Here is a 24,505-nt window from a genome sequence, read left to right as displayed (position 1 = left end):
AAGCAGGAACAACAGGCAGAGGGAAACGCATAATCATGGCAAAGCAGGATTTTCTGGTCGAACTGGGCGTTGAAGAATTGCCCTCGAAAGCACTCAAGCCACTGTCTGAAGCGTTCACTCAGGGTATCACCAAAGGCCTGGAAGATGCCGGCATCGCATTTGGCAAGGTAGAAGCCTTCGCTGCGCCGCGTCGCCTGGCGGTTCGCATACGTGACCTGGCTGATGCGCAGCCGGACAAGCCGGTTGAAAAGCGTGGCCCGGCCGTCAAAGCCGCCTTCGATGATTCCGGCAACCCGACCCGGGCCCTTACCGGTTTCGCCACATCACTGGGCGTAACCCCGGATCAGCTCGACACTCTGGAAACCGATAAAGGTGCCTGGCTGGTCTATCGCACTGTAGAGCAGGGCAAGCCCACCGTAGACCTGATGTCCGGGCTGGTTGAACAGTCGCTGGCGTCACTGCCGATTCCCAAGCGTATGCGTTGGGGCGCGCACCGTACGGAGTTTGTCCGGCCAGTGCACTGGCTGGTAATGCTTTTTGGAAACAAGGTCATAGATGCGCCCATCATGGGCCTGACCCCGGGCAACAAAACCCGCGGCCATCGTTTTCATTGCCCGAAAGCACTGATCATTCCTACACCTGCGGATTACGAAATTGTTCTGGAGCAGGAAGGTTACGTGATAGCCGATTTCGCCAAGCGCCGCGAACAGATCCGTGCTGGTGTCAGCGCCCTTGCCGAGACCGAAGCCAGCGCTAAAGCAATAATTGATGAAGATCTTCTGGACGAGGTCACCGGCCTGAACGAGTGGCCGGTGCCGCTGATGGGCCGCTTCGACAAGCGGTTCCTGGAAGTGCCTGCAGAGGCCCTGATTTCCTCTATGGCGGAGCACCAGAAGTACTTCCACGTGGTGGATACCGATGGCGTAATGCTGCCCCTGTTCATTACCGTCGCCAACATTGAGAGCAAAGACCCTTCGCAGGTTATCTCAGGCAATGAAAAGGTGATCCGCCCGCGCCTTTCGGATGCTGCGTTCTTCTATGAGACCGACCGCAAAATCCGCCTGGAAGACCGAATCGAAAGGCTAAAGCCAATTGTCTTCCAGGAAAAGCTGGGCAGCGTTTACGACAAATCCGTTCGCGTAGCCTCGCTGGCCAAAAAAATCGCCACTGCGATTGGCAGTGACCCGGCTCTGGCCGAGCGTGCCGCCATGCTGGCGAAGACCGACCTGGTAACGGAGATGGTACTGGAGTTCAGCGACCTTCAGGGCATCATGGGCCAGTACTATGCAGCCAACGACGGCGAGCCGGTCGATGTAGCAAAGGCCATGAACGAGCAGTACATGCCGCGCTTTGCAAAAGACAGCCTGCCCACCACGCTCACAAGCTGTGCTCTCGCCATCGCAGATCGTCTGGATTCGCTGGTAGGGTTGTTCGGTATTGGCCAGCCTCCATCCGGCACCCGGGATCCTTTCGCACTGCGCCGGGCTTCTTTGGGGGTGCTCCGCATCATCATTGAACGGGAGCTGCCGCTGGATCTGCAAACGTGCTGTGAATGGGCGGAAGAAAACTTCACCGGGCTGACCGAAGAAAATACCGCCTCCAGTGTTGTTGATTACATGCTGGACCGGTTTCGTGCTTACTACGATGAACGCGGTATTGGTGCGGAAGTGTACCTGGCTGTTCACGCCCGTCGCCCGACCCGTCCGCTGGACTTCGATCGCCGGGTGAAGGCCGTAGAAGCCTTCCGGCAGTTGCCGGAAGCCCTGGCTTTGGCCGGTGCCAACAAGCGGGTTTCCAACATCTTGTCCAAACAGGGCGGGGAAAGCCTGGGCGAAACCGTCAACCGGGGCCTTCTGCAGGATGCGGCCGAGAGAACTCTGGCCGAACAGGTAGACCAGCAAGCAGAGAAGGTGCTCCCGTTGTTCGAGCAAGGCAACTACGCCAGCGCGCTGCAGTCACTGGCAAGCCTGCAGGAGCCGGTGGACAACTTCTTCAACGAAGTCATGGTGATGGCAGAAGATGAAGCCGTGCGGGACAACCGCCTTGCGCTGCTGAATCGTCTGCATAACCTGTTTTTGCGGGTTGCAGACATCTCACTGCTGCCGACCGCTGGCTGACCCATGCTCATCATCCTCGACCGGGACGGGGTCATCAACGAGTACGATGGAAATTACATCTGCTCTGTGGATGAATGGCAACCCATTCCCGGCAGTATCGAGGCGGTGGCACGGCTTTGCAAAGCCGGCCACCGGATTGCCATAGCCACCAATCAGTCCGGTATCGGCAGGGGTTATTACAGCACCGACGTGCTGAGCGCCATGCATGAAAAACTGGAAAGTTTGCTGGAGGCACAAGGGGGCAGTATCAGTTTCATCGCCTACTGCCCACACCATCCAGACGATGGTTGCCGTTGCCGCAAGCCACTCACCGGCCTGCTGAAACAGATCCGTGATCACTTCCGACTGGACGGCCTGAAAGGTGCCGTTATGGTCGGAGACAGCCGCAAAGATCTGGAAGCCGGTCTTGCCGAAGGCTGCCAACCCGTACTGGTTCGAACCGGAAATGGTGAAGATACGGAACACCACCTGAAAGCACGCCCGATTCCTTACGCAAGCGTGGCGATATACGACAACCTCAGTGCATTTGCGGATGCCTTTTTATCAGGCCCGGGGCTGGTAAAAAACAAGTGAATCCGTATAATACCGGCCGTTGATCGGCGTGTGGCGCAGCTTGGTAGCGCACTTCGTTCGGGACGAAGGGGTCGCAGGTTCGAATCCTGCCACGCCGACCATGATTTCGACGACTTAGGGCTCATCTTCGGATGGGCCCTTTTTCGTTTTTGGCTGGGTACAGGTTGGGTACATAAACCTGAAACCGCCTTCTGATTCACATCAATTCAATGTAGCCCATTGCAAAGTGCCATGCCTCCGCACTTCTCCGCTTCCGATAGCTAACAGTTTAGCACCCGGAGTTGCCACACCAAAGTGCGAGGCAAACCATTACTCCAGATTTTGCCCGGACTGATCCCGGTCACTCCTGGCGTCATTCGTCGGACAATCATCAGCGTCAACGTATTCCTCCCAAACCAGATCAGTCGGGCGCTTACGCTATATCTCAAGAAAAGTAGCGAATATTTTTTCTGAAATCTGGCTTATTGCGGCGTGGGGTCAATTAGAGGCACCAAACACCGCTTGCATCTCCGTAACATTGAACTGCATTCAATACTAATCGGAGTCAAAGATGAAAAAACCAAAGTTGCAAATGTACTTCTCAGATACGGAAGTGGGGAACTACTACTCAGTATCGTCAGGCACCATCCGTCGCTGGGTTCGCGAAGGTAATTTTCCTCGCGGAAAAAAGCTGAGCTCTGGTTCAAGGCGGTGGCTGAGATCAGACATTGAAAAATTCGACCAGGAGGTGCTTGTTAGAAATAACGCTATGCTCGAAGAGTAACCCGGTAACCAACCAAAACACCTGCCGGGGAATCTAAACCACCTCGGCAGCGCTGTCTCTTTTTATAATTAAAAACTTAGTGTCTTCCGAAATATAGCGGAGGACCATACGCACGCCATATAAAAAATACATTTTTTGCCTTTTTTTGTAGATACGCATCTAATTGCTGAATTTAAGCTGTTAGGCAAAGCTCAGTGAGAAAAGAAATCGGTATTCTTATTGTAAGTTTCTAACTAACAACACGGAGATTGACGTTTATGAACTTAGTAGACCACATTTTTTGGATTGATTTGCCCCACTATAAAGGCGAATGCTCTTATAAAGGTGAAACTGTTTGTTATCAATCAAATCCACAACAAATTGATGCAGCTGCAGTTGTATTAAACTCACTGTTGAAGCATGGAAACTCATGTATTTCTGTACTGTCAATACTGCGAACTCATCACAAAGCTATGTGTGGTGAGTTCCGGCTTAACCACCCTAGCCTACTGAAAAAAATTAATTTCTTCTATGGTGGCCAAACATGCAATAACGCAAACACTCTCATTGTGTTGCCCGTAATGGCAAGCGGCACGACGTATGAACCAGTGATTGAAGAAATCGAATACAAAACCTTACACTTATTCAATGTGCTGAAGGAGAGAAAATTTGATCGAGTTATAGTTGTTGGCGAAAAAAAAAGGTGGTTGTCCATAAAAAGTTACTTTTCCAGTACACTATCGGAGATACCTGCTACCGATTATGTGGTTCGCGAGTCATTTTTCGAACAAGACATTCAAAAAGCTGTTGAAGAATTATTGTCGCGGTAACAGCCAACAGCTGATGTATATAATTAGTCAGGTACAGAAAGCACCCGACGCAGTTAGTTTGAGCGGAGAAGACGTTCTCAACCAGATCATTGTTGAATTTGTCCGCATAATAATATTTATTAGAACTCGATATGATGATTGGCTGTCGCCGCCGCGATGGGAGGACTTTTTTCTGACTGCAGCCGAATAAAATCGGTTTTCTGACCGCCGTCAGACCGAATCATTATAGATAACTCAACCTCATAAAACTGCTCGCTCAACTCTGCAGTATTTACAATCTGCTGTGCAAGCCGATAAATACTTTCCATAGTTCCCTTCCTTTATTTGTCGACGATTGAATCAAATGTGCGCGCCCCTGAGTGGAGGCCTCATGGCGCGCTGCTGGTGTTGTATTGGCACCGCCAGCTGGCCTGTAGTCGAATTCACATTACACCTAAAGCTCGGAGCTGCAAGAAAATATATTGAGTTGCTGCTTTCACGTTTTGTCGTAAGCTGGAAGAAACCATATAAGGAAGGAAATCATGAGAGAACTTTTCGATTCAGTAACTCTGAACAGAATGCTCAGCGCGCTGATAATGATGTTTGTCACGACGTTTATTTGGGGATGGCTCAATGAGTATGGATTGCCTATAAACCTCCTGCTATGCGCCGGAATAATTACAATAACTTTTGACGTGGCCGACTTCTCTCAAGATCCAAAACCTGGTTCTCTACTGCTAGGTTCTGTTGTTGTTCCGTTTTGGCCAGTGCTACGCTTCTTTACTCGGTAGGCATAATAATCTAGAACATAAGGGCCTGATAAAATCTTGCTGCAATGGGAAGGTGGAGCATGGCAATTTCACCGGATACATCTGAAAAGTTTGTCATTGAGTTCAATCGGCAAGAACGTATCGTTGACGAACTTAGAAAAAGAGCTGCGGAACTGGAGATCACGCCAGAACAACTTATTAAAAGATGCATTATTGATAGCATGGAGGATAAGTCTGCCAACGCTCCAGCAATACCAGGTGAGACCCTCGATGATTTTTTGGTAAATAATGGAGTTTTGTGGCCGGCAGAGGAATGAAGCCGCGCTTGCAGAGTATGCCAGGCATCACACACCAGTCAGAAAATTCTGCTGGGAAGGCTTAACTGCCCCAGCAGAACCCTCCTTAAATTAACGACGGCTCTCAAGGACGCTCCATACCGTCGAGGACAGACAAACAACGGCCATTTATTTTCATACCGCGACACCTATTGTCGTAGTGAGCGTATATTCTGGTCTAAAACCCAGCCATTTTCGCTCAATACAGCTCTATGCAGGTCAATGCGGTTGTTACACTCGAACCAGCGCTATATATTGGTTGCTGACTATTTTGGGCGCTTTCCACTCGCCCATTCGTTTATGAACAGCGCTATGCAGGAACAGGGGAACAAACCCATGACCGAGCTGGACGACCGGTGGTTATCAGTCAGCGAAATCGCCAAGTATCTGGGGGTTAGCAACGATACCGTGTACCGGTGGATCGACAAGCAAACGATGCCGGCTCATCGCGTAGGCCGGGCATGGAAGTTTAAAAAGGACGAAGTGGATGACTGGGTTCGCAATGGCGGCGCAGGCGATGGGAATAACGCCAATGTCTAACGATAAACAGTTGGCCCGCTTTGGGTTTCGGTTTGAGCGTGGCGGCACCCACAGCTCACGAACCATGATGCTCGATGAGTTAACAGCCTTACTGGAGTACGTGAATCGTCCGGATGCAAAAAAAGCCGATTACTTGCACGCGATAGAGGAAGACAACTGCCTTGGTAAACGCTCAGGTAAAACGCGCCGCCTTACCTACAAGCACTTGGCAGAGCTGTATTCTCTCGACATAGATCACCTGCTCTTCCGCGCCTTGCTTTATTTTTGGCAGCGCGATGAAGAAGGGAGGCCACTGCTAGCACTTTTGGCCACCTACGCCAGGGACTCCATTTTTCGCAGCAGCGCGCCGATAATACTCAAAGCGCCAGAGGGTGCCATCATTACACGTGATTCAGTGGAGGAGTTAATAGACGGCCTGGAACCCGGCCGCTTCAGCAAAGCCACACTCAAATCCACCGCTCAGAATATCAACTCCAGCTGGACTAAATCTGGCCACCTAACAGGGCGAAACAAGAAAATTAGAAGCCGGGCCACGCCCACACCGGGCAGCGCCGCCTATGCGTTGTTGCTGAGCTACTTAACCGGCGGCCGTGGGCAAGGTTTGTTCAGTAATGAATATACGAAGTTGCTGGGCTGCTCCAAGGAGCAAGTCATTGAATTAGCCGAGCAGGCTTCCCGCAGGGGATGGATAACCTATAAGCGGGTGGGGAACGTTATCGAAGTGTTGTTTCCCAGCCACATCAATCAGCAAGAACAGGAGTGGTTGCGTGAGCAGGGTTAAGCGCCTGATTCAATCGTACGGACGGCACATAGCTATCCCCTGGCGGGATGATGCCGCAGCCGCTCAACGGGTTATTTTTTGTGTCTACAACGAAACCGAAGAGCGATGGCTCAGGGCCAGGGTAGACGAGTTTGAAATAGTCACCCGTCAGTCGGGACACGACTGGGCGTTGTTCGACCTAACCAACAGCTTCGCCGGCTGGCTCAGCACCCAACGGTACGCCAAGAGCTATTTCCAGAAACCGCACCTATTGGCTACCGTTCTGCCCAAATACCTCGACTACATCGTCAGCGATTTAGAGCGTGTTCTGAAAGAGAAAAATGCAGACGAAAATACTGTGGTGGCGGTTCAGGGTGTTGGTTCCCTCTTCGGATTTCTCAAGGTCAAAGACGTTGTGGATAAGCTAGCGCCTTTGGTACAGGGGCGGTTGCTAGTTCTATTTCCCGGCAGTTATGAAAACAACAACTACCGGTTACTGGATGGTTACGACGGCTGGAACTATCTCGCTGTGCCAATAACCGCAGACAAGGATTAAGGAAGAGGCTGTTCATGAAGAATCGTGAGATTTATCAGAAAGATCCGACCAACAGCAAACTGGTCAACGAAGGCGTGGCCAATGTTAACGATGATACCACCAGCCAGGCTCTGGCGGTGCTTCGTTATGAGCTGGAAACCTTTGTCTGCGATGGTCAGTACGAAAAGGGCATGTCCCACATTCTGGAAACCTACCTCAAAAACATCGACCAGGCCCAGCAGCCTGCAGTATGGGTAAGTGGATTCTACGGTTCTGGTAAATCTCATCTGATTAAAATGCTACGGGCCCTGTGGGTCGATAGCCCGTTTGAAGATGGCGCTACCGCCCGGGGCATCGCAAACCTGCCTCAAGGCGTCCGCGACCATTTGCAAGAACTGAGCACTCAAGCCAAACGCCATGGCGGCTTGCACGCAGCATCTGGAACCTTGGGCTCTGGCGCCAGCGGCAGCGTGCGCTTGGCGCTACTGCGTATTTTGTTCAAGTCTGCAGGGCTGCCTGAGCAGTACCCGGTTGCCCGCTTTGTAATGTGGCTGAAGCACGAGAGCATTTACGACCAGGTGCGCCAAAGCGTTAAATCTCAAGGTTACGAATGGCAGGAAGAGCTGGACAACTTCTATGTGGCTGAAGGCCTGCACGAGGCGTTGGTTCAGGCCAAGCCAGCGCTGTTTTCGTCGCCCGCATCCTGTGTGGAAACCCTGAATAACCTCTATCCGTTCGTTCAGGACATCTCCAGCGACGACATGCTCAAGGCCATTCGCCAGACACTGACCAAAGACGACAAATTCCCACTGACATTGATCGTTCTGGACGAAGTTCAGCAGTTTATTGGCGAAGATAGCCAGCGTTCCATCGCCGTACAGGAAGCTGTAGAGGCATGCTGCAAAAATTTCGGCGGCAAGTTGCTCTTCATCGGCACCGGGCAAACAGCCGTCACCGGCACCAGTAACCTGAAGAAACTCGAAGGCCGTTTTACCATCCGCGTTGAGCTGTCTGATGCCGACGTCGATGCTGTTATCCGACAGGTTATCCTGGCCAAGAAGCCAGAGGCCAAAGCACCTATCGAACAAGTGCTGCAAACCAATCTGGGGGAAATTTCCCGGCACCTGGATGGTACCACCATCGGCCATCGCCAGGATGATTTGCCGTATTTTCCCCAAGACTACCCAATTCTACCGGTGCGTCGGCGCTTCTGGGAAAACACCCTGAGAATCCTGGACCAAACGGGCACCGACAGTCAGTTGCGCAACCAGCTGAGCATGATCCACAAAGTTATTCAAACGAACCTGGATGACCCTCTCGGTCATGTGGTGCCAGCGGATTACCTCTACTTCGATTCCGCCGACAAACTGCTTCAGTCTCGCATCCTGCCCCGCAAAGTGCATGAAAAAACCATGAGCTGGATAAAGGGCTCGGAAGACCAGCGCCTAATGGCCCGTGCCTGTGGCCTGGTTTTCCTGATCAATAAATTGGGCGGGCAAAATAACGAAATCGGCATTCGGGCTAACGTGGACTCCTTGGCAGACCTGCTGGTGAGAGACTTGTCCAGTGGCAGCAGCAGCTTGCGCAGCAAGCTGCCCGGGCTGTTGGATACTTGCGAGCTATTGATGAAAGTGGGTGAGGAATACCGCATCCAAACTGAAGAAAGTGCCGCATGGACCGACGAATTCCTCAGCCAACGATCAGCACTCTCTAACGAAGCCCACCGCATTCATGCGGAACGCGATGACCGAATCCGCCGCATGTTCGGCGATGTGGCTCGGAAGCTGTCACTGATGCAAGGCGAAGCCAAAGTGACCCGGGACATTTACCCGGTGTTTGATGCCCAACTGCCGAATGATGCCAGCAAGCGCATCTGCGTGTGGGTAAGGGATGGCTGGAGTGGTGATGAAAACTCCGTCCGGGCCGACGCCAGGCAGGCCGGCAATCAGTCACCCACCATTTTTGTATTTGTTCCCAAGCGGTCCGCAGACGACCTGCGCCATCATCTGATCGACTTCAAAGCGTCCAGTGCCACTCTGGATAAACGGGGCTCTCCTAATACTCCGGAAGGCACCGAAGCCAAAGCTGCTATGGAAACCACTAAACAGACAGCCGAGAGCAAAATCCGCGAGCTGCTCAGCGAAGCCTTCTCTGGAGCTCGTGTATTCCAGGGCGGAGGTAATGAAATCCTCGGCAACAACTTGCAGGAAATGGTGCTGGAAGCTGCGAACAATGCCCTGCAGCGCCTGTACCCTAATTTCCATATTGCCGACCACAGCGGCTGGCAAAAGGCCTACGAGAAAGCCCAGAAAGGCGCGCCAGATGCCCTCAAAGCGGTGGGTGATGACGGCGATCCGGCAAAAAACCCGGTGTGTAAGGCTATTCTGGGCCTTATCGCTGGCGGAAAAAAAGGCACAGAGATTCGCGATAACTTTGAAGGCGAGGGTTATGGGTGGTCGCGCGATGCCGTAGATGGCGGCCTTCAAGTCCTGTTGGTAGCGGGGGTAATTCGCGCTCAGGATGATCGCGGGCAGCCGATTGAACCCTCAGCCCTGGAACGTAGGAGCATCGGCAAGACCTTTTTCAAAGTTGAATCTGCCAATGTCACGACACCGCAGCGCATTCAGATTCGCAAACTGTTACAGAAGGTCGGCGTATCGGCCAAACAGAGTGAAGAGCTAGCACATGTGCCGTTGTTTCTACAAAAAGTGTCTGACCTGGCCGACAAGGCTGGTGGCGAAGCGCCCAAACCGGAGCGCCCAGACACTCGGTTCCTGGATGATATTCGGCTGACCACAGGCAACGAACAACTGTTGGCGCTCTATAACCGTCGGGAAGAACTGGCACAGAACATTGAGAGTTGGGAAAGCCTTACCGAGCGAATCCAGCAGCGCTGGCCAAGCTGGGTTACCCTCAAGTCCCTGGTAAACCACACCAGCGGCCTGAGTGATGCCGATGTCTACCGTGCCCAGGTAGACACTATCGAACAGCAACGACAGCTGCTGGAAGACCCAGACCCAATCGCCCCGCTGATTGCCAACCTGACCCAAAGCCTGCGGAATGCCCTGAACGCTTGGAATCAGGATTATCAATCCCGGCACGAACAGGGCATGAAGCGCCTGGATGCGGATGGTAACTGGAAGCAGCTAGAACCAGAACAGCGCAATCAGTTGCTCTCCAGACAGAAGCTGACTCTGGCCGACCAACCTGAAGTAGTGGTTCAGTCTACCGGTGAGGTACTGAAAACGCTGAACCACTATTCACTGGCCATGTTCGCCGACCGGGTAGCTGCCCTGCCCAGCCGCTTTGATAACGTGGCGGTATCCGCCGCTGAATTGTGCGAACCAGAAATCCAGTTTGTCTCCGTACCGCGACGCACCTTAAAAACCGAGGCAGACATTGATACCTGGGCGGAAGAGGTGAAAGACCAGCTTAAAAACGCACTGGTAAAAGGCCCGATCTCGGTTAAATAACGGCCACTCAAAAAAGGACTGCCAACGCCATGCGAACCCTCACCAATATTGAGGAACTGCTGCCCGAGCTGAACCACTGCATAGCCGACGAGCTGGAAGACCAGGATCTCGACTTCAAACAGTGGGACATCAAAAGCCGCGATAAAGCAGTGAAAATTGTTATCCAGATGGCCGTGTGCATGGCCAATGGCGGCGGGGGCACCGTGGTGTTTGGTGTGGCAGATCGCATACAAGGACGCAAAAACGCCATTCTGGGAGTACCGCCGGAAATCGACGCCAACATGTTGAAAAAAGCGGTATACGACCAGACCGACCCGAAAATAATGCCAGTGTTTGAGGAACTAACCGTACCCGAAGGCACTGGCCGCGTTTTGCTGATGCAGGTTCACCCTGGCATGCCACCCTATACCGATACCGCAGGCCGAGGCACGATTCGTGTCAGTAAAGACTGCGTGCCCTTAACTGGCACCGTTCGCCGCAAGATTGGCGTAGAAACCGGCGAAACCGATTACACAGCAGAGGCCGTTGCGCCGGTAGATAGCGCCCTCCTGTCTGCCACCGCACTGGAAGCCCTGCGCAATCAAGCCAGTAGAGAGCGTGCGCCAGATGACCTGCTGAGGCTGTCGGATGCTGAACTGCTGTCTACATTAGGACTGATCAAACAGGGCAAGCTGACCCGTGCAGCTATTCTGCTGGCAGGTACTGAAGCGGCGATTCGTGAATACCTGCCTGGCCACAACTGGACCTTTCTGCAAATGACGTCTGATACCGACTACGGTATCCGGGAAGATCGCGCCAGCGCTTTGCCCCTATCCGTTCAGCGAATTGAAGAACTGCTGGTGCCCTTCAACCCCATCACCACCTATAAGCAGGGCATGTTCCACTACGAATACCGCACCTGGCCGGAAATCGCCGTGCGTGAAGCCCTGATGAACGCCTTCTGCCATGCCGATCTGCGTATTGCCGGGCCGATCATGGTCAAGCTGTATGCCGATCGCCTGGAAATCAGCAACAACGGCGGGTTTATTGCTGGCATTACCCCCAACAACATCCTGCACCACCAACCTGCAGCCAGAAATCCTTTACTGGTTGAGGCACTTACTCGCCTACGCCTGGTTAACCGTAGCAATCTGGGTATTAACCGCATGTTTTCCGCCCTATTGATGGAAGGCAAAGAGCCGCCCCAGATCCGAGAAGTGGGGGATTCTGTGCAGGTGAGCTTTCCCAAACGCGAGTTGAACGCCACCTTTCGCCTATTTGTGGCAGAAGAAAGCGAGCAAGGTCGCAACCTTGGGGTGGACGAACTGATGCTGCTGCAATACCTGCTTCAGCATCCGGAGGTAGACACCCACACCGCGGCGGCACTTTGCCAGCGCGGGGAAACTGAAATGCGTGAAAAGCTATCCACAATGGAATCGGCTGGATACATCGAGCATGGCGGTACCGGGCGAGGGGCTTACTGGTGCATTCAGCCTGAGTTCTACAACCGCCTGGCCGAAGACGGCCAGAGTGACGCCCGCCGACGCATCGGCTGGGACGCTGCGAAAACGCGCGTGCTCAGCATCCTGATGGAACGGGCAAAACGAGGTGAGCCCGGGCTGAGCAACAAGGAAATTCGGCAGATCACACGCTTTGACCGCAACCAGGTGTATCGATTGATGACTGAACTTCGACAGGAAAACCCCAGCCTGCAACCACCGGGCAAGGGCAAATACGCACGACACGAATTCAAGCAATGATGCAATAATTGCATTTGAGCGTTAAAAGCAGCATTAGATTTCTTTAATGCTCGAATTATTGCAAAGTGAGCAATGAAGCGAGCGTTAAAGAACGAAGGGATGGAAAAAGTATGCAGCCACTGGACAAAACCCTCAGGCACCAACTAGAACGCGCCGTTAAAAACGCCCGCGACACCGCCGAAAAAGGTGCCCACGCAGCGCTGGGCCAGTTGGGGGTAGCCGACCCCACACCGGCCACCCACCTGAGCGATGCTGACCGGGAACTGCGCCGTCGTCTGCGTGCCCATGGCCGCCAGTTGGGTGATTCCCTCAATGGGGGCAAAGTCCAAAGCATGGATCGGTTGGTGGAAGAGGTGGCCTACGAGCATTGGCACCGCATGTTGTTCGCCCGCTTCCTGGCCGAAAACAACCTGCTTATGTACCCAGACCCAGACGAGCCGGTCGCCATTACCCTGGAAGAATGCGAAGACCTGGCCACCGACGAAGGTGCTGCCAACGGCTGGGAGCTGGCCGCCCGCTATGCGGCCCAAATGCTACCGCAAATCTTCCGGCTGGACTCACCGGTGTTCCAGCTCACCCTGCCGCCAGAGCACCAACAAGCCCTGGAGCGGTTGGTCTCTGGCTTGCCTCAGGAAACCTTCACCGCCTCCGATAGCTTGGGCTGGGTATACCAATTCTGGCAGGCCAACAACAAAGAGCGTATCAACAAATCCGAAGTGAAAATCGGCGCCCGGGAACTACCCGCTGTGACCCAGTTGTTCACCGAGCCTTACATGGTCAGCTTTCTCCTAGACAACTCCCTAGGTGCCTGGTGGGCCGCCCGAACGCTCACCGAAAATGACCTGAAAAACGCCCAAAGCGAAGAAGAGCTTCGCCAAAAAGCCGCCATCCCCGGCGTACCGCTAGAATATTTGCGGTTCGTTAAAGTCCCCTCTCCCCCGGCGGGAGAGGGGTCTAATGAGATCTGGATCCCGGCCTCTGGCACCTTCGACGCCTGGCCAAAAAACCTGGCCGAACTGAAAACCCTGGACCCCTGCTGCGGCTCCGGCCACTTCCTGGTAGCCGCCTTCCTGATGTTGGTGCCCATGCGCATGGACCGCGATAGTTTGTCCGCTCGGGACGCCGTGGATGCGGTGTTGCGAGAGAACATTCATGGTTTGGAGCTGGACCAGCGTTGTGTAGAGCTGGCCGCTTTCGCGTTGGCCCTGGCCGCCTGGAAATACCCTGCTTCGGGTGGATATCGAGCTCTACCACAACTGCATTTAGCTTGCTCAGGTCTATCCATCAGCTCTAAAAAGAGTGATTGGCTTGCGCTTGCAGAAGAAAAAGCTGACTTACACTTGGCTTTGGACGAGCTTTATAAGCAGTTCAAAGACGCTCCACTATTAGGGAGCCTGATCAACCCTAGAGCTAACTTAAATCAAGGATCGTTGCTTGAGTTGAGTTGGTCGGAGGTGGAACCAGTCCTTAACGCGGCATTATCAAAAGGCGTCAATTTCGAACGCTCTGAAATGGCGGTGGTTGCAAATGGCCTAGCAAAAGCAGCTGACATCCTTCATGGCGACTATGATCTGGTTTTTACCAATGTACCATTTCGGCAATCCGATGATTTTGAAGAAAAAATAAGTGATTTTTTTAAAAAAAATTATGCTCTATCAAAATCAGATATAGCGACAGTCTTTCATCAACGAATTTTTGACTTCTTAAAACCTTCTGGAATCGTTTCCTTAGTAATGCCTCAAGGATTTATATATAAAGATTACTACTCAAAGTATCGTAAGCATATTTTTTCAGAGAAAAGGTTTTCAGTCTTATCAAGGCTAGGCGCCCGCGCATTTGAAGAAATTTCTGGAGAAGAAGTTAAAGTGATTCTCTCAATAGCAGAGAACAAAGCTCCCTCAAAGGAAAATTGTATTTTCCAGATCGATGCAACTAATGGTGATTCGGAAAGTAAAAAAAATGTACTGCAAAAAGAGAGTCTATCCTGCTTAAAGCAAAACGAATGTCTGATAAGCAAAAAACATATTCTCACCTATGAGAATAATGCTAAAAATAACTCTCTTTTAGAGGACTATGCCACCTTTTCCAATGGAATACAGACAGGCGACTATCCCAGGTTTGGAAAGTTTTTCTGGGAAATCCCCGAGATTTCAACTGAATGGGAACCTCAATTATCCACAGTAGATGAGGCAACCTTGTATGGTGGAAGAGAACGCTGCCTATTCTGGGGAAAAGGAGAGCTTGTTCATTTCATTGAAGAAAAGCTAGGAGAAGGTAAAGCTGGATCTTGGATCAGAGGAACCTCGTGCCGAAACAAAAAAGGCGTTGCAATCAGCGCTATGGGGGAAGTGAAGGCGACCATATTCAATGGAGAAATATTTGATGATAACACCGTTGTCATCATTCCAGATGATGAGGCTCATCTTCCGGCTGTCTGGGCGCTATGTTCATCGCATGAATATAATGGCCTCGTTCGGGAGGTTGATCAGTCGAACAAGGTGCGAGGTGCATTGCTACGTGTTCCGTTCCAAATCGGAGCTTCGGATTCACTGGAGACTTGTTTACCTAAACCCGCTACTGACGACCCATTTCAATGGATTTTTCACGGCCACCCCTGCGGTTCAGTCGTGTGGGACGAAGACCAAAAGTGGACAGCCAAAGGTCCGCTCCGCATCGATGCCACAGTTCTACAAGTTGCCGTTGGCCGCCTACTCGGCTACAGCTGGCCCGCCGAACTGGACGAAGACATGGAACTGGCAGACGAACAGCGGGAATGGGTGAAGCGTTGCGAGGCTCTGCTTCCGTTCGCCGATGACGACGGCATTGTCTGCATTCCTCCGGTGCGTGGCGAAGCCTCTGCCGCAGATCGTCTGCTCAACCTGTTGGCTGTCGCCTACGGCGAGGCATGGTCCACCGATGTTTTGACCGAACTCCTCAAACAGGGCGACCACGCCGGCAAAACCCTGGAAACTTGGCTGCGAGACAAGTTCTTCACTCAGCACTGCAAACTCTTCCAACACCGCCCTTTCATTTGGCAAATCTGGGACGGCCTGCCAGACGGCTTTTCGGCTTTGGTCAACTACCACAAGCTGGATCGCAAGAACCTGGAAACTCTGATCTACACCTACCTGGGTGACTGGACCAGCCGCCAAAAGCAGGATATGAACAACAGCATCGACGGCGCCGAAGAACGCCTCGCCGCCGCAGAAGCTCTGAAGAAACAACTGGAACAGATTCTCGAAGGCGAAGCCCCCTACGACATCTTCGTGCGTTGGAAACCCATCGAACAACAACCCATCGGCTGGGAACCAGACCTCAACGACGGGGTCCGCCTGAATATCCGCCCCTTCATGACCGTGGACGACGTAAGAAGGAAAGACGCCGGCATCCTGCGCGACAAACCCAACATCAAATGGACCAAAGACCGCGGCAAGGATGTGGAATCCGCACCTTGGTATCACACATTTGGGGGTGAGCGGATTAATGATCACCATTTGACACTCTCAGAGAAAGAGGCAGCAAGACAGGAGTGCTCCCAATGACCACCGAAACCTTCACCAAAGCCCAGTTTTGGAAGTGTGCGCTACAAGTAAATCCTGCGGGATATATTCAATATCGCGGTGCCGAACACGAGATGTCGGAGGATGAGTACAACCGAAAACTGCTAGATATCGCGCTGGAAAACGACATAAAGGTCATTGGGATCGCCGATCACGGCAATGTTGACGCTGTTGATTCAATTCGCAGCTTAATGAATGAGCATGGAGTTTTAGTCTTTCCCGGATTCGAGATTGCTTCTACCGAGAAAGCCCATTTCGTCTGCTTATTTCCAGAAGAGACAACAACCATACAGCTCAATCGCTTTCTTGGAGAGTTGGGCTTGTCCGATCCATCGAATGGTGTCCGCCCGTCCCGCTATGGCGGACAGGAGATTCTTAAGCGAGTTGAAGAGCTGAACGGTTTCGCCTATGCAGCTCACTGCACTGATGCGAGCGGAGTACTTCGCCAGAACCTTGTGCATGTATGGCAAGACCCTCTCTTAAAAGCCGCCCAGATTCCAGGCGTGCTAGAAGATCTGAAGAATGACCAAAATCATGGCTACCGTCAGATTCTTCTGAATAAGGATCGAAACTATCGGCGTGAAGTGCCTGTCGCAATTATCAATGCTAAAGACGTTGCGCGCCCGAGTGACTTGGCTAATCCACGGGCTTCATGTCTAATCAAGATGACCCGCCCCTCGTTCGAGTCTTTTAAGCTGGCGTTTCAAGACCCTGACTCGCGGGTGCGATTGAATAGTGATCGTTCCGAGAAATACTTTTCTCGAATTGAAAAGCTAAAGATAACCGGGGGTTATCTGGATGGCATTGAAATCGATTTTTCAGAGCATTTAAATGCGATTATTGGTGGCAGAGGCACAGGCAAGACAACGCTGCTGGAAAGCCTGAGGTTTGTTCTGGACATAACCCCCATTGGAAAGACGGCTAAAAAGCAACATACCGAGATAGTAAAAGAGAATCTTGGCCGGTCGAAAGCCAGGGTGGAAATTGTTATCCGTTCATCTCAAATGAATGGACGTCGATTTAAAGTGGCTCGGCGGTATGGTGAAGATCCCGTCGTAGTTGATGAAGAAGGAAATCCATCCAGCTTTACGCCGAAAGAGCTTTTGCCAGGAATAGAACTGTATGGGCAGAACGAAATTTATGAAATAGCCCAAGACCCTGCGAGCCAGAGTCTGTTGCTTACGCGTTTCCTCGGTAGTAGCGAAAAAGATGATGAGAGAAAAATTGAAAGGGCTATAAACAGGCTCAAAGAAAACCGAGAAAAGTTACTCGAAGCCCAAAGCTCGGTTGCAGATCTGGAGGATGAAGTAGCTCGCATTCCCAAGCTGGAAGAAAGAATAAATCAATTCAAAAGCATTGGAATTGAAGAAAAGCTAAAAATAGTTCCTCTTTTGGAAACCGAAAAACGGCTACTACAACGCGTAGAGGAGGAAGAATTTTCAAATTTAAACCAGGCTTTTAAGTCGATTAACGACAACCTCCCCGACTTGGTATTCTTAGGCGACAACGCAATAGAAGCGTTACCGCACAAGGCCGACCTTACATCTATTCGTCAGAAGCTCGGGGAGTTTAAAGAAAGGGCTAAAGAGCTGCTCAAGCAATGGGATGCGTTCTATGAGGTGGAGCGCCAAGCAATGTCAGGCTTGGTGGGCAGTGTCCGGGAAGCTATAGCTAAAGAGGATGCAAATCTCGAAAAGATTTTTAGAGAGCTCCCGGCGACGGAAGGAAAGACTGGCAGGCAGGTTGGAATCGAATTTCAGACTTTACTCAAAGATGTTGAACGTATCCGACCCAAAAAAGCCTTGATCGAAACCAGTGAAAAACTCCTTGGGGAGCTTTCAAAGCAACGCCAATCGATACTGAACGACCTTTCGGAGATTCGCTCGGAACGCGCAGCCCGCCTTGAGCGTGCCTTGAAGAAACTAAGTCGAGATCTTCGAGGAAAAATGAGACTCACTGTAGATCCGGAAGCGGATCGACAGCCTGTGGTTGATTTTCTACTGGCTTGCAGCATGGAAAATGTTGGGGTGGGCCGCCTCAAATGGATTTTGGACGCAGAGGACTTCTCACCAGTTAGGCTGGCTCAACGTATCCGGGAAGGTGCTGAAGCATTGCAAGGCGCAGGCTGGGGGATAACCCAAAGTGTCGCCGAGACTATGACTCGACTGTCTCAGGAAAAATTACTCCTCCTGGAAGAAATTGAGCTGCCTGACCGTGTGTCTATAGAGCTAAACACTGCACATGAAGGAGCTGAGAATTACCGTGCTCTCGATAGGTTATCAACGGGGCAGCAATGCACGGCTATACTTCACCTTCTTCTATTGCAGAACAAAGACCCGCTGGTAATGGATCAACCGGAAGACAACTTAGATAACGCTTTTATCGCAGACCGTATCGTTACTGAATTACGCTCAGCCAAGATTTCCCGCCAATTCATATTCGCGACTCATAACGCCAATATCCCAGTATTTGGGGATGCGGAGTGGATTGGAGTTTTAGAGGCTGCCGATGATCAAGCAACAATGCCACCTGAGTACCAAGGGGCGATCGATGTTGAAAGCATCAAGGAAAAGGCCGCAGTAATTCTTGAAGGCGGACGGGATGCTTTTAATCAACGCAAGTATAAGTACGGGTTCTAACCAATCATGTTGAAATCAGAGCTGCTTGAAATTATATCCAACGGAGAAAACTCAGGGGTTGAGTTCAAACGCGATGACGTGCGCCCCGAGCAAATGGCAAAGGAAATTGTCGCTTTTGCTAACTTCGAAGGTGGGCGCATCTTGCTGGGCGTAGAAGATGACAGGACAATTTCCGGCTTGCAGAGAGAGGCCACACAAGAGTGGATCCTGAATGTTTTTCGGGACAAGGTTCACCCGCAAATCATTCCATATTATGAAGAAATTGAAGTGGACCCGGGTGTTCGCGTTGCAGTTGTAACAATAGGCAGAGGGATCTCAAAGCCTTATGTGGTGCGGCATAGCAATCGAGAGGATACCTATATTCGCATGGGCGATCGATCGGAAATCGCCAGCCGGGAACAGCAGGCACGCCTCTTTGAAAGCGGTGGGCTTCTACATGTCGAGGTAATGCCTGTTCCTGGCAGTAGCTTTTCGAATCTCGATTTGGAGCGAATCAGGTTTTACCTTCAAGACGTTATAGAAGACCCCGACATTCCTTTGAATGATGCAACAGATCAGTGGATTGATCGTTTGGTCGGCTTGGGATTGATGGCGGAAGATGCCAGTGGAAGAAAGGTGTGTTCTGTCGGCGGGTTAATTTGTTTCGGTATAAATCCACGTCGTTACCTCCGCCAAGCCGGTATTAGGCTTGCTGCTTTTGAGGGTAGCGATAAGGAGTACCGTGCAAAAATAGATACGTCACTCGATGGTCCTCTCGTTGCTAGATGGAGAGCTGCCGATTCGGGCGAATGGGAAATGATAGATGAGGGGTTGATAGAGATTTTTGCTCGGCAAATTGACCCGTTTATCAGTCAAGAAGACGACGACATCGATGAGGGACTGCGAAGAGGTAAGCGGCAGCATTACCCTAAAGAGGCGATCCGAGAAGTCGTGTTAAACGCACTAGCACATCGCGACTGGACGAAGTCTGTTGATATTGAGGTGACTGCCTATTCGGACAGGCTAGAAGTAATCAGTCCCGGGAAGCTCCACAACTCCATGACAGTGAAAAAGATGGTCGATGGGCAGCGCTCACCGCGCAACCCTATGATTATGGACATCCTGAGAGACTATGGGTACGTGGACTCTCGGGGCATGGGGGTTCGCAAGAAAATAATCCCGCTGATGCGTGAGGTCAATGATACTGAGCCCGTTTTCGAAGCAACAGACGATTATTTGAAGACCATTTTATACAAGAGATCGAAACCCGATGTATAAGCTCGCTGAATGTCTTATCGAAGCGGTTCGATCTTCAGGGGTTTACAACCCAGACATCCAAGTAGCCCCCGCCTGCATTCTCTGGCCAGACCGCGACCACCAGTGGGAAGCGGCCATTCCCATTTTACAGGCTGAAATGCCCGAATTGATGGTGCTGGGTGACTACGCACCGGAAAAACGCACAGGCCCCGCCATCTGGCTGCGTTATGCCATTTCTGGGTTTGCGGAAGACATTGATTTGCCGGAAGGTAAGGCACCGATTCTGTATCTGCCGGGTGTCAGCCGGCAGGACCTTCGAGCGGTGGAAAACTGCCCGGATGAACTGAAGCCCTTGGCTGAACTGCAGTACCAGGGTGTTATCTGGTCTCAGATAAACGCCAAGGACTGGACGATTCTGGCCTATCTAAAATCAGACCAGGGTGGTCTGGGCCTGGATGTAGCCCAAGACAACGAAAGCCGCCACGCTATGCAACTGGCGTTGTATCGCTTGCTGGATGAGGAAGTGGCGCTGCTCGAAGGTAAGCGTCTGGATAAAGACTATTTCAATACTCTGCTGACCGGTGGCGATCCAATCCGGGATCTGTTGCTGTGGCTAGACCAAGGTGAAGCCTTTCAGGCTTCCCGTGGTGAAAACGAATGGCAGGCCTTTGTTTCGGTGTGTCAGTCGCAGTTGGCGTTTAACCCCCAGCAAGACGGCGCTCTGACTGGCTGCGCCAAATTGGCGAACCATGAAGGGCCTTGGCAGGCGGTGTGGGATCGTTTCCGTGAAGCGCCAAACCGTTACCCTCACATACCCGACCAGATTCGCAAGTGTCAGCCGCCCTCGTTCGATTTGTTCGCCAACGAGGCGGTAGCCGGAGGCTGGCCCCAGTGGAATCAGAGCCAGGAAGAGCAACTGCGGCGGGATTTACTGGCACTGAACAGCGTGCCAGCACACAAGGCCAGAGCGCAGCTGAAGGAGTTGGAGCAAGTACATGGCGGCCGTCGATCGCTGGTATGGGCAGAACTGGGCGAAGCACCACTGACGTTAGCGTTAGAGCATTTGGCCTCAATGGCAGACCATGCTCAAACAGCGCTGGCAGCCGGTACTTTGACAGACCTTGCGAATGGCTATGCGAGCACCGGCTGGAAAGTTGATGACAGCGTGATGCGTGCGCTGGCTAATGTGAATAGCTCAGAGGATTTCACAGCAGTAACCACAGCAATTCGGTCTGTTTATCTGCCTTGGATGGAGGACTCGGCGCGTTACCTACAAAAACATGTAGATGGTGCCAGCTACCCTGGAGGCTCTTGCAAGAGTGCGCCACCGTTTCCAGCATCCCAGGGTGATTGCGTACTCTTTGTGGATGGCTTGCGATTCGATACCGGCAAGCGCCTGGCCGAACGATTGAGCGTGGCTGGCCTGGAGGTGGAGGAAACTGCGGTTTGGATAGCGCTGCCAAGCGTAACTGCAACCGGCAAAGTGGCCGTTTCGCCAGTGCGAGACAAAATCAAAGGCGACGATAGCAGTGCGGATTTCGAGCCGGCTGTGGCCGCTACAGGGCAGTCTCTGAAGGGGGGCTACCACCACAAGAAGCTCCTTAAAGACGCCGGCTGGCAACTACTGAACCGAACGGTCCATGGCGATGGTGAGGGCTTCGCGTGGTGTGAGTTCGGCGATATCGACCATGAAGGCCACGACCGTGGCTGGAAGCTGGCTAAACACTTGGACAATTTACTTCAGGAAGTTCAAACCCGAATTACCGAGTTACTGGCCGCAGGGTGGAAGCGAGTTCGGGTGGTAACAGACCATGGCTGGTTGTTGTTGCCCGGGGGCTTACCAAAAACAGAATTACCCAGCGTGCTTGCCGACAGCAAATGGGGCCGCTGTGCCGCCCTTAAGTCGGGCGCTGAGACACAGGAGCGTTTGTTTCCCTGGTACTGGAACCCAAGCCATTATTTCGCCCTTGCTGATGGTGTGAGTTGTTATAAGAAGGGTGAGGAATACGCCCATGGAGGCCTGAGCCTGCAGGAGTGCCTGACCTTACAGCTGGTTGTGACCGGCGGCGCAGCATCCCAAGCGGCCATTGAATTTACCGATGTGGTGTGGAAAGGCCTTCGCTGCACCGTGGCCGTGGAAGGCCAGTTCAAAGGACTGAAACTGGATGTGCGTACCCGTGCCGGGGAGGCCGCCAGCAGCGTGGTGCTGAGTGCAAAAACCTTGAAGGAAAGCGGCAGCGCATCGGTTGTGGTGGAAAATGAAGATCTAGAGGGTAAAAACGCCGTGGTGGTGTTATTGGATGATAGCGGGGCTCTGGTAGCTCAAACCGACACAAGGATTGGTGGAGGAGGTGTGTGATGGAATTGGATGATATCGACAACAAAGCGGTAGCCGCTCTTGATGGTTATTTAGTGCGCAAAGACCTGGTGCGCACGTTTAGCCGACAGTTTCCGGTGCCAACCTACGTGGTGGAGTTTCTGCTGGGCCGTTACTGCGCGAGTACAGACCAGGAAGAGATCGATGAAGGCCTGGAAATTGTTCAGCGGCAACTCTCATCACGCACAGTGCGTGCCGGTGAGGAAGAGCTATTTAAAGCCCGGGCCAGAGAGAATGGTGAAGTTAAGATCATCGATCTGATCACCGCTCGCCTGGATACCAAAACCGACAGTTATATTGCGACGCTGCCAAGTCTGCGCCTGACGGATGTTCGCATTTCATCAGAGCTGGTGAATAAGCATGAGCGCATGCTGACTGGCGGTTTCTACGCTGAAATAACTCTCAATTACGATGCCGCTATTGCCCAGGAAAACAAGGGCCGGCCTTTTGGACTAGAGTCTTTGCGGGAGATTCAGCTCTCCAAACGAGATGTGCTGGATACCTTAGCTGACGCCCGTCAAGGCTTCACCACCGATGAGTGGAAAACCTTCCTGCTGCGTTCCACCGGTATCGAAATCGAAGGGCTATCCAATCGACAGGTGGATGCCATGCTGTTGCGCATGGTGCCTTTTGTAGAGCGCAACTATAACCTGGTGGAGCTTGGCCCACGAGGCACGGGTAAAAGCCACCTTTTCCAGCAGGTTTCACCCTACGCACACTTGATTTCCGGCGGTAAGGCGACGGTCGCCAAGATGTTTGTGAACAACTCAAACGGTCAGCGCGGTTTGGTCTGTCAGTACGATGTTGTTTGTTTTGACGAGGTTTCCGGCATTTCCTTCGACCAGAAAGATGGCGTGAACATCATGAAGGGGTACATGGAGTCGGGCGAATTCAGCCGCGGCAAGGAAAGCATCCGCGCAGACGGCAGCATCGTGCTGGTCGGTAACTTCGAAGTGGATGTAGAGCATCAGCAACGCATCGGCCATTTGTTTGGCCCCATGCCACCAGAAATGAAGGACGATACCGCCTTCATGGACCGTATTCATGCCTTTCTGCCGGGCTGGGATGTGCCTAAAGTCAGTAAAGAACTGCTGACCAATCATTTCGGCCTGGTGAGTGATTTCCTTTCCGAATGCTGGAGCCAACTCCGCAACCAGAGCCGCCTCAGCGTGATTCAGAATCGGGTGTTTTTTGGTGGCGCTTTGTCCGGACGAGATACCAATGCCGTTAACAAGACCGTCAGTGGGCTGCTGAAACTCTTGTATCCCGGTGAAGGCCAGGTTCCCGACGAAGATATTGAATGGGCGGTGCGGATCGCCATGGAAGCCCGGCGTCGGGTAAAAGAGCAACAAAAACGTATTGGCGCTGCAGAGTTTCGCAACACTCACTTCAGCTATGTGATGGGTGAGGACGGTGTGGAGAAATTTGTCGCCACCCCCGAGCTGCACAGCGAAAACAGCATCGGTGACGATCCGCTAGAGCCTGGGCAAGTATGGACCATCTCGCCTGGCACCGGTGACGAGCACCCAGGCCTTTACCGGATCGAAGTCAATGAAGGCCCCGGCTCTGGTGTGAAAGTTCTAAATAAGCCCGTGCCGCCAGCATTCAAAGAAAGTGTTGGCTACGCCGAACAGAATCTCTATGCCCGAGCGCTTCAGTTGGTGGGTGATAAAGATCCCCGCCAGCATGAGTTCACCGTTCAGCTACGGGCGTTTGATGCCTCAAAATCCGGCGCCAAACTTGGTATGGCTTCACTGCTGGCGTTGAGCACTGCACTGGTTAAAAAGAGCGTTCGTGGTGGCTTGATTATTGTGGGTGAAATCAATTTGGGTGGCTCAGTAGAGCCTGTGCATAACCCAGTGACCATTGCAGAAATAGCCGTGGAGAAAGGTGCATCGGCTCTATTGATGCCGGTCGCGTGTCGACGACAGCTGTTTGATCTTTCCGATGATATGGCAACGAAAATTGATATCCAGTTTTACTCCGATGCCCGAGATGCTTTGATCAAGGCGATGGTGGAATAAAGCGGGAAAAACTTTGAAAAGTAAGCGATCTTTGAGTTTACCCAGAAAATGGGGGTTTACCCCGCTCGCTATTGAGTTGAGTTGGGGTAGACTTTAATTTCAGTAGTACGTGGTAGCTGGCTACGCAAACAAACAGCATTGTTAACCTGCATCTTTGCAGGACCGTTAAAAGATCGTTCCGATCACCCCACTACAGCGGTAGATTCAGTCTCCGCCCATATCCAACCGCCAGTATTTACTGGCACCGCACTGAAGTGCCATGCTCATCTTTTACCA

16 protein-coding genes and 1 tRNA gene are annotated in these 24,505 nt (G+C 52.2%); 16 read left to right on the top strand and 1 reads right to left on the bottom strand.

Annotation, left to right across the window (positions count from 1 at the left end):
• Positions 1-35: 35 nt before the first annotated feature.
• The 5 genes from glyS to ACN0RL_RS10685 all read left to right on the top strand — a co-directional run bounded on the left by glyS (position 36) and on the right by ACN0RL_RS10685 (position 4,262).
• Positions 36-2,117 carry a glycine--tRNA ligase subunit beta gene (gene glyS, locus ACN0RL_RS10705; protein ID WP_417516538.1) on the top strand — a complete coding sequence of 694 codons (2,082 nt, stop codon included), beginning with the start codon at positions 36-38 and terminating at the stop codon, positions 2,115-2,117.
• Between the two features lie 3 nt (positions 2,118-2,120).
• Complete coding sequence (gene gmhB / locus ACN0RL_RS10700; protein ID WP_417516526.1) at positions 2,121-2,690, top strand: D-glycero-beta-D-manno-heptose 1,7-bisphosphate 7-phosphatase; 570 nt, start codon at positions 2,121-2,123, stop codon at positions 2,688-2,690.
• A gap of 24 nt (positions 2,691-2,714) precedes the next feature.
• Positions 2,715-2,791, top strand: a tRNA-Pro gene (locus ACN0RL_RS10695).
• Positions 2,792-3,240: 449 nt separating this feature from the next.
• On the top strand, positions 3,241-3,453 hold the full coding sequence (locus ACN0RL_RS10690; RefSeq protein ID WP_417516524.1) for a helix-turn-helix transcriptional regulator: 213 nt from the start codon (positions 3,241-3,243) through the stop codon (positions 3,451-3,453).
• Between the two features lie 257 nt (positions 3,454-3,710).
• The gene (locus ACN0RL_RS10685; RefSeq protein ID WP_417516522.1) at positions 3,711-4,262 is read left to right on the top strand and encodes a hypothetical protein; all 552 of its coding nucleotides are present in this window, start codon (positions 3,711-3,713) and stop codon (positions 4,260-4,262) included.
• A 119-nt stretch (positions 4,263-4,381) separates the two neighbouring features.
• Here ACN0RL_RS10685 and ACN0RL_RS10680 read toward each other — a convergent pair whose 3' ends face one another.
• Entirely contained in the window at positions 4,382-4,570 is a 189-nt protein-coding gene (locus ACN0RL_RS10680; RefSeq protein WP_417516520.1) for a hypothetical protein, read from the bottom strand.
• A gap of 521 nt (positions 4,571-5,091) precedes the next feature.
• On the opposite strand from ACN0RL_RS10680, the gene ACN0RL_RS10675 reads away from it, so the two are divergent.
• The 11 genes from ACN0RL_RS10675 (at position 5,092) to brxL (ending at position 24,229) form a co-directional block, all read left to right on the top strand.
• Entirely contained in the window at positions 5,092-5,328 is a 237-nt protein-coding gene (locus tag ACN0RL_RS10675) for a hypothetical protein (RefSeq protein ID WP_417516518.1), read from the top strand.
• A 354-nt stretch (positions 5,329-5,682) separates the two neighbouring features.
• Entirely contained in the window at positions 5,683-5,886 is a 204-nt protein-coding gene (gene mads1, locus ACN0RL_RS10670; RefSeq protein ID WP_417516536.1) for a methylation-associated defense system helix-turn-helix domain-containing protein MAD1, read from the top strand.
• Positions 5,879-6,667, top strand: coding sequence for a hypothetical protein (locus ACN0RL_RS10665; RefSeq protein WP_417516516.1), 789 nt, complete (start codon positions 5,879-5,881; stop codon positions 6,665-6,667). Before mads1 ends, ACN0RL_RS10665 begins: the two co-directional genes overlap by 8 nt.
• Positions 6,654-7,202 (top strand): BREX protein BrxB domain-containing protein, encoded by a 549-nt coding sequence (locus tag ACN0RL_RS10660; RefSeq protein WP_417516514.1) that lies wholly within the window; start codon positions 6,654-6,656, stop codon positions 7,200-7,202. Before ACN0RL_RS10665 ends, ACN0RL_RS10660 begins: the two co-directional genes overlap by 14 nt.
• Positions 7,203-7,216: 14 nt before the next feature.
• The gene (brxC, locus tag ACN0RL_RS10655; protein ID WP_417516512.1) at positions 7,217-10,654 is read left to right on the top strand and encodes a BREX system P-loop protein BrxC; all 3,438 of its coding nucleotides are present in this window, start codon (positions 7,217-7,219) and stop codon (positions 10,652-10,654) included.
• 29 nt (positions 10,655-10,683) lie between these two features.
• On the top strand, positions 10,684-12,393 hold the full coding sequence (locus ACN0RL_RS10650; RefSeq protein ID WP_417516510.1) for an ATP-binding protein: 1,710 nt from the start codon (positions 10,684-10,686) through the stop codon (positions 12,391-12,393).
• 110 nt (positions 12,394-12,503) lie between these two features.
• Entirely contained in the window at positions 12,504-15,935 is a 3,432-nt protein-coding gene (locus ACN0RL_RS10645; RefSeq protein WP_417516508.1) for an Eco57I restriction-modification methylase domain-containing protein, read from the top strand.
• Entirely contained in the window at positions 15,932-18,592 is a 2,661-nt protein-coding gene (locus ACN0RL_RS10640) for a TrlF family AAA-like ATPase (RefSeq protein ID WP_417516505.1), read from the top strand. The genes ACN0RL_RS10645 and ACN0RL_RS10640 overlap by 4 nt, the downstream gene beginning before the upstream one ends.
• Before the next feature lie 6 nt (positions 18,593-18,598).
• A complete protein-coding gene (locus ACN0RL_RS10635; RefSeq protein WP_417516503.1) occupies positions 18,599-19,849 on the top strand; it encodes an RNA-binding domain-containing protein in 1,251 nt (416 codons plus the stop codon).
• Positions 19,842-22,187, top strand: coding sequence for a BREX-1 system phosphatase PglZ type B (gene pglZ / locus ACN0RL_RS10630; protein ID WP_417516501.1), 2,346 nt, complete (start codon positions 19,842-19,844; stop codon positions 22,185-22,187). Before ACN0RL_RS10635 ends, pglZ begins: the two co-directional genes overlap by 8 nt.
• On the top strand, positions 22,187-24,229 hold the full coding sequence (gene brxL, locus ACN0RL_RS10625) for a protease Lon-related BREX system protein BrxL (protein ID WP_417516499.1): 2,043 nt from the start codon (positions 22,187-22,189) through the stop codon (positions 24,227-24,229). The genes pglZ and brxL overlap by 1 nt, the downstream gene beginning before the upstream one ends.
• The last annotated feature ends 276 nt before the right edge of the window (positions 24,230-24,505 follow it).

Origin of the sequence: Marinobacter sp. (assembly GCF_048259445.1) — a bacterium.
Lineage (GTDB): Bacteria > Pseudomonadota > Gammaproteobacteria > Pseudomonadales > Oleiphilaceae > Marinobacter.
This window is presented reverse-complemented; position numbering and strand designations above follow the sequence as displayed.

Coding starts and splice junctions, on each gene's coding strand:
- glyS (WP_417516538.1), top strand. CDS start 36: ATGGCAAAGCAGGATTTTCTGGTCGAACTGGGCGTTGAAGAATTGCCC.
- gmhB (WP_417516526.1), top strand. CDS start 2,121: ATGCTCATCATCCTCGACCGGGACGGGGTCATCAACGAGTACGATGGA.
- ACN0RL_RS10690 (WP_417516524.1), top strand. CDS start 3,241: ATGAAAAAACCAAAGTTGCAAATGTACTTCTCAGATACGGAAGTGGGG.
- ACN0RL_RS10685 (WP_417516522.1), top strand. CDS start 3,711: ATGAACTTAGTAGACCACATTTTTTGGATTGATTTGCCCCACTATAAA.
- ACN0RL_RS10680 (WP_417516520.1), bottom strand. CDS start 4,570: ATGGAAAGTATTTATCGGCTTGCACAGCAGATTGTAAATACTGCAGAG.
- ACN0RL_RS10675 (WP_417516518.1), top strand. CDS start 5,092: ATGGCAATTTCACCGGATACATCTGAAAAGTTTGTCATTGAGTTCAAT.
- mads1 (WP_417516536.1), top strand. CDS start 5,683: ATGACCGAGCTGGACGACCGGTGGTTATCAGTCAGCGAAATCGCCAAG.
- ACN0RL_RS10665 (WP_417516516.1), top strand. CDS start 5,879: ATGTCTAACGATAAACAGTTGGCCCGCTTTGGGTTTCGGTTTGAGCGT.
- brxC (WP_417516512.1), top strand. CDS start 7,217: ATGAAGAATCGTGAGATTTATCAGAAAGATCCGACCAACAGCAAACTG.
- ACN0RL_RS10650 (WP_417516510.1), top strand. CDS start 10,684: ATGCGAACCCTCACCAATATTGAGGAACTGCTGCCCGAGCTGAACCAC.
- ACN0RL_RS10645 (WP_417516508.1), top strand. CDS start 12,504: ATGCAGCCACTGGACAAAACCCTCAGGCACCAACTAGAACGCGCCGTT.
- ACN0RL_RS10640 (WP_417516505.1), top strand. CDS start 15,932: ATGACCACCGAAACCTTCACCAAAGCCCAGTTTTGGAAGTGTGCGCTA.
- ACN0RL_RS10635 (WP_417516503.1), top strand. CDS start 18,599: ATGTTGAAATCAGAGCTGCTTGAAATTATATCCAACGGAGAAAACTCA.
- pglZ (WP_417516501.1), top strand. CDS start 19,842: ATGTATAAGCTCGCTGAATGTCTTATCGAAGCGGTTCGATCTTCAGGG.
- brxL (WP_417516499.1), top strand. CDS start 22,187: ATGGAATTGGATGATATCGACAACAAAGCGGTAGCCGCTCTTGATGGT.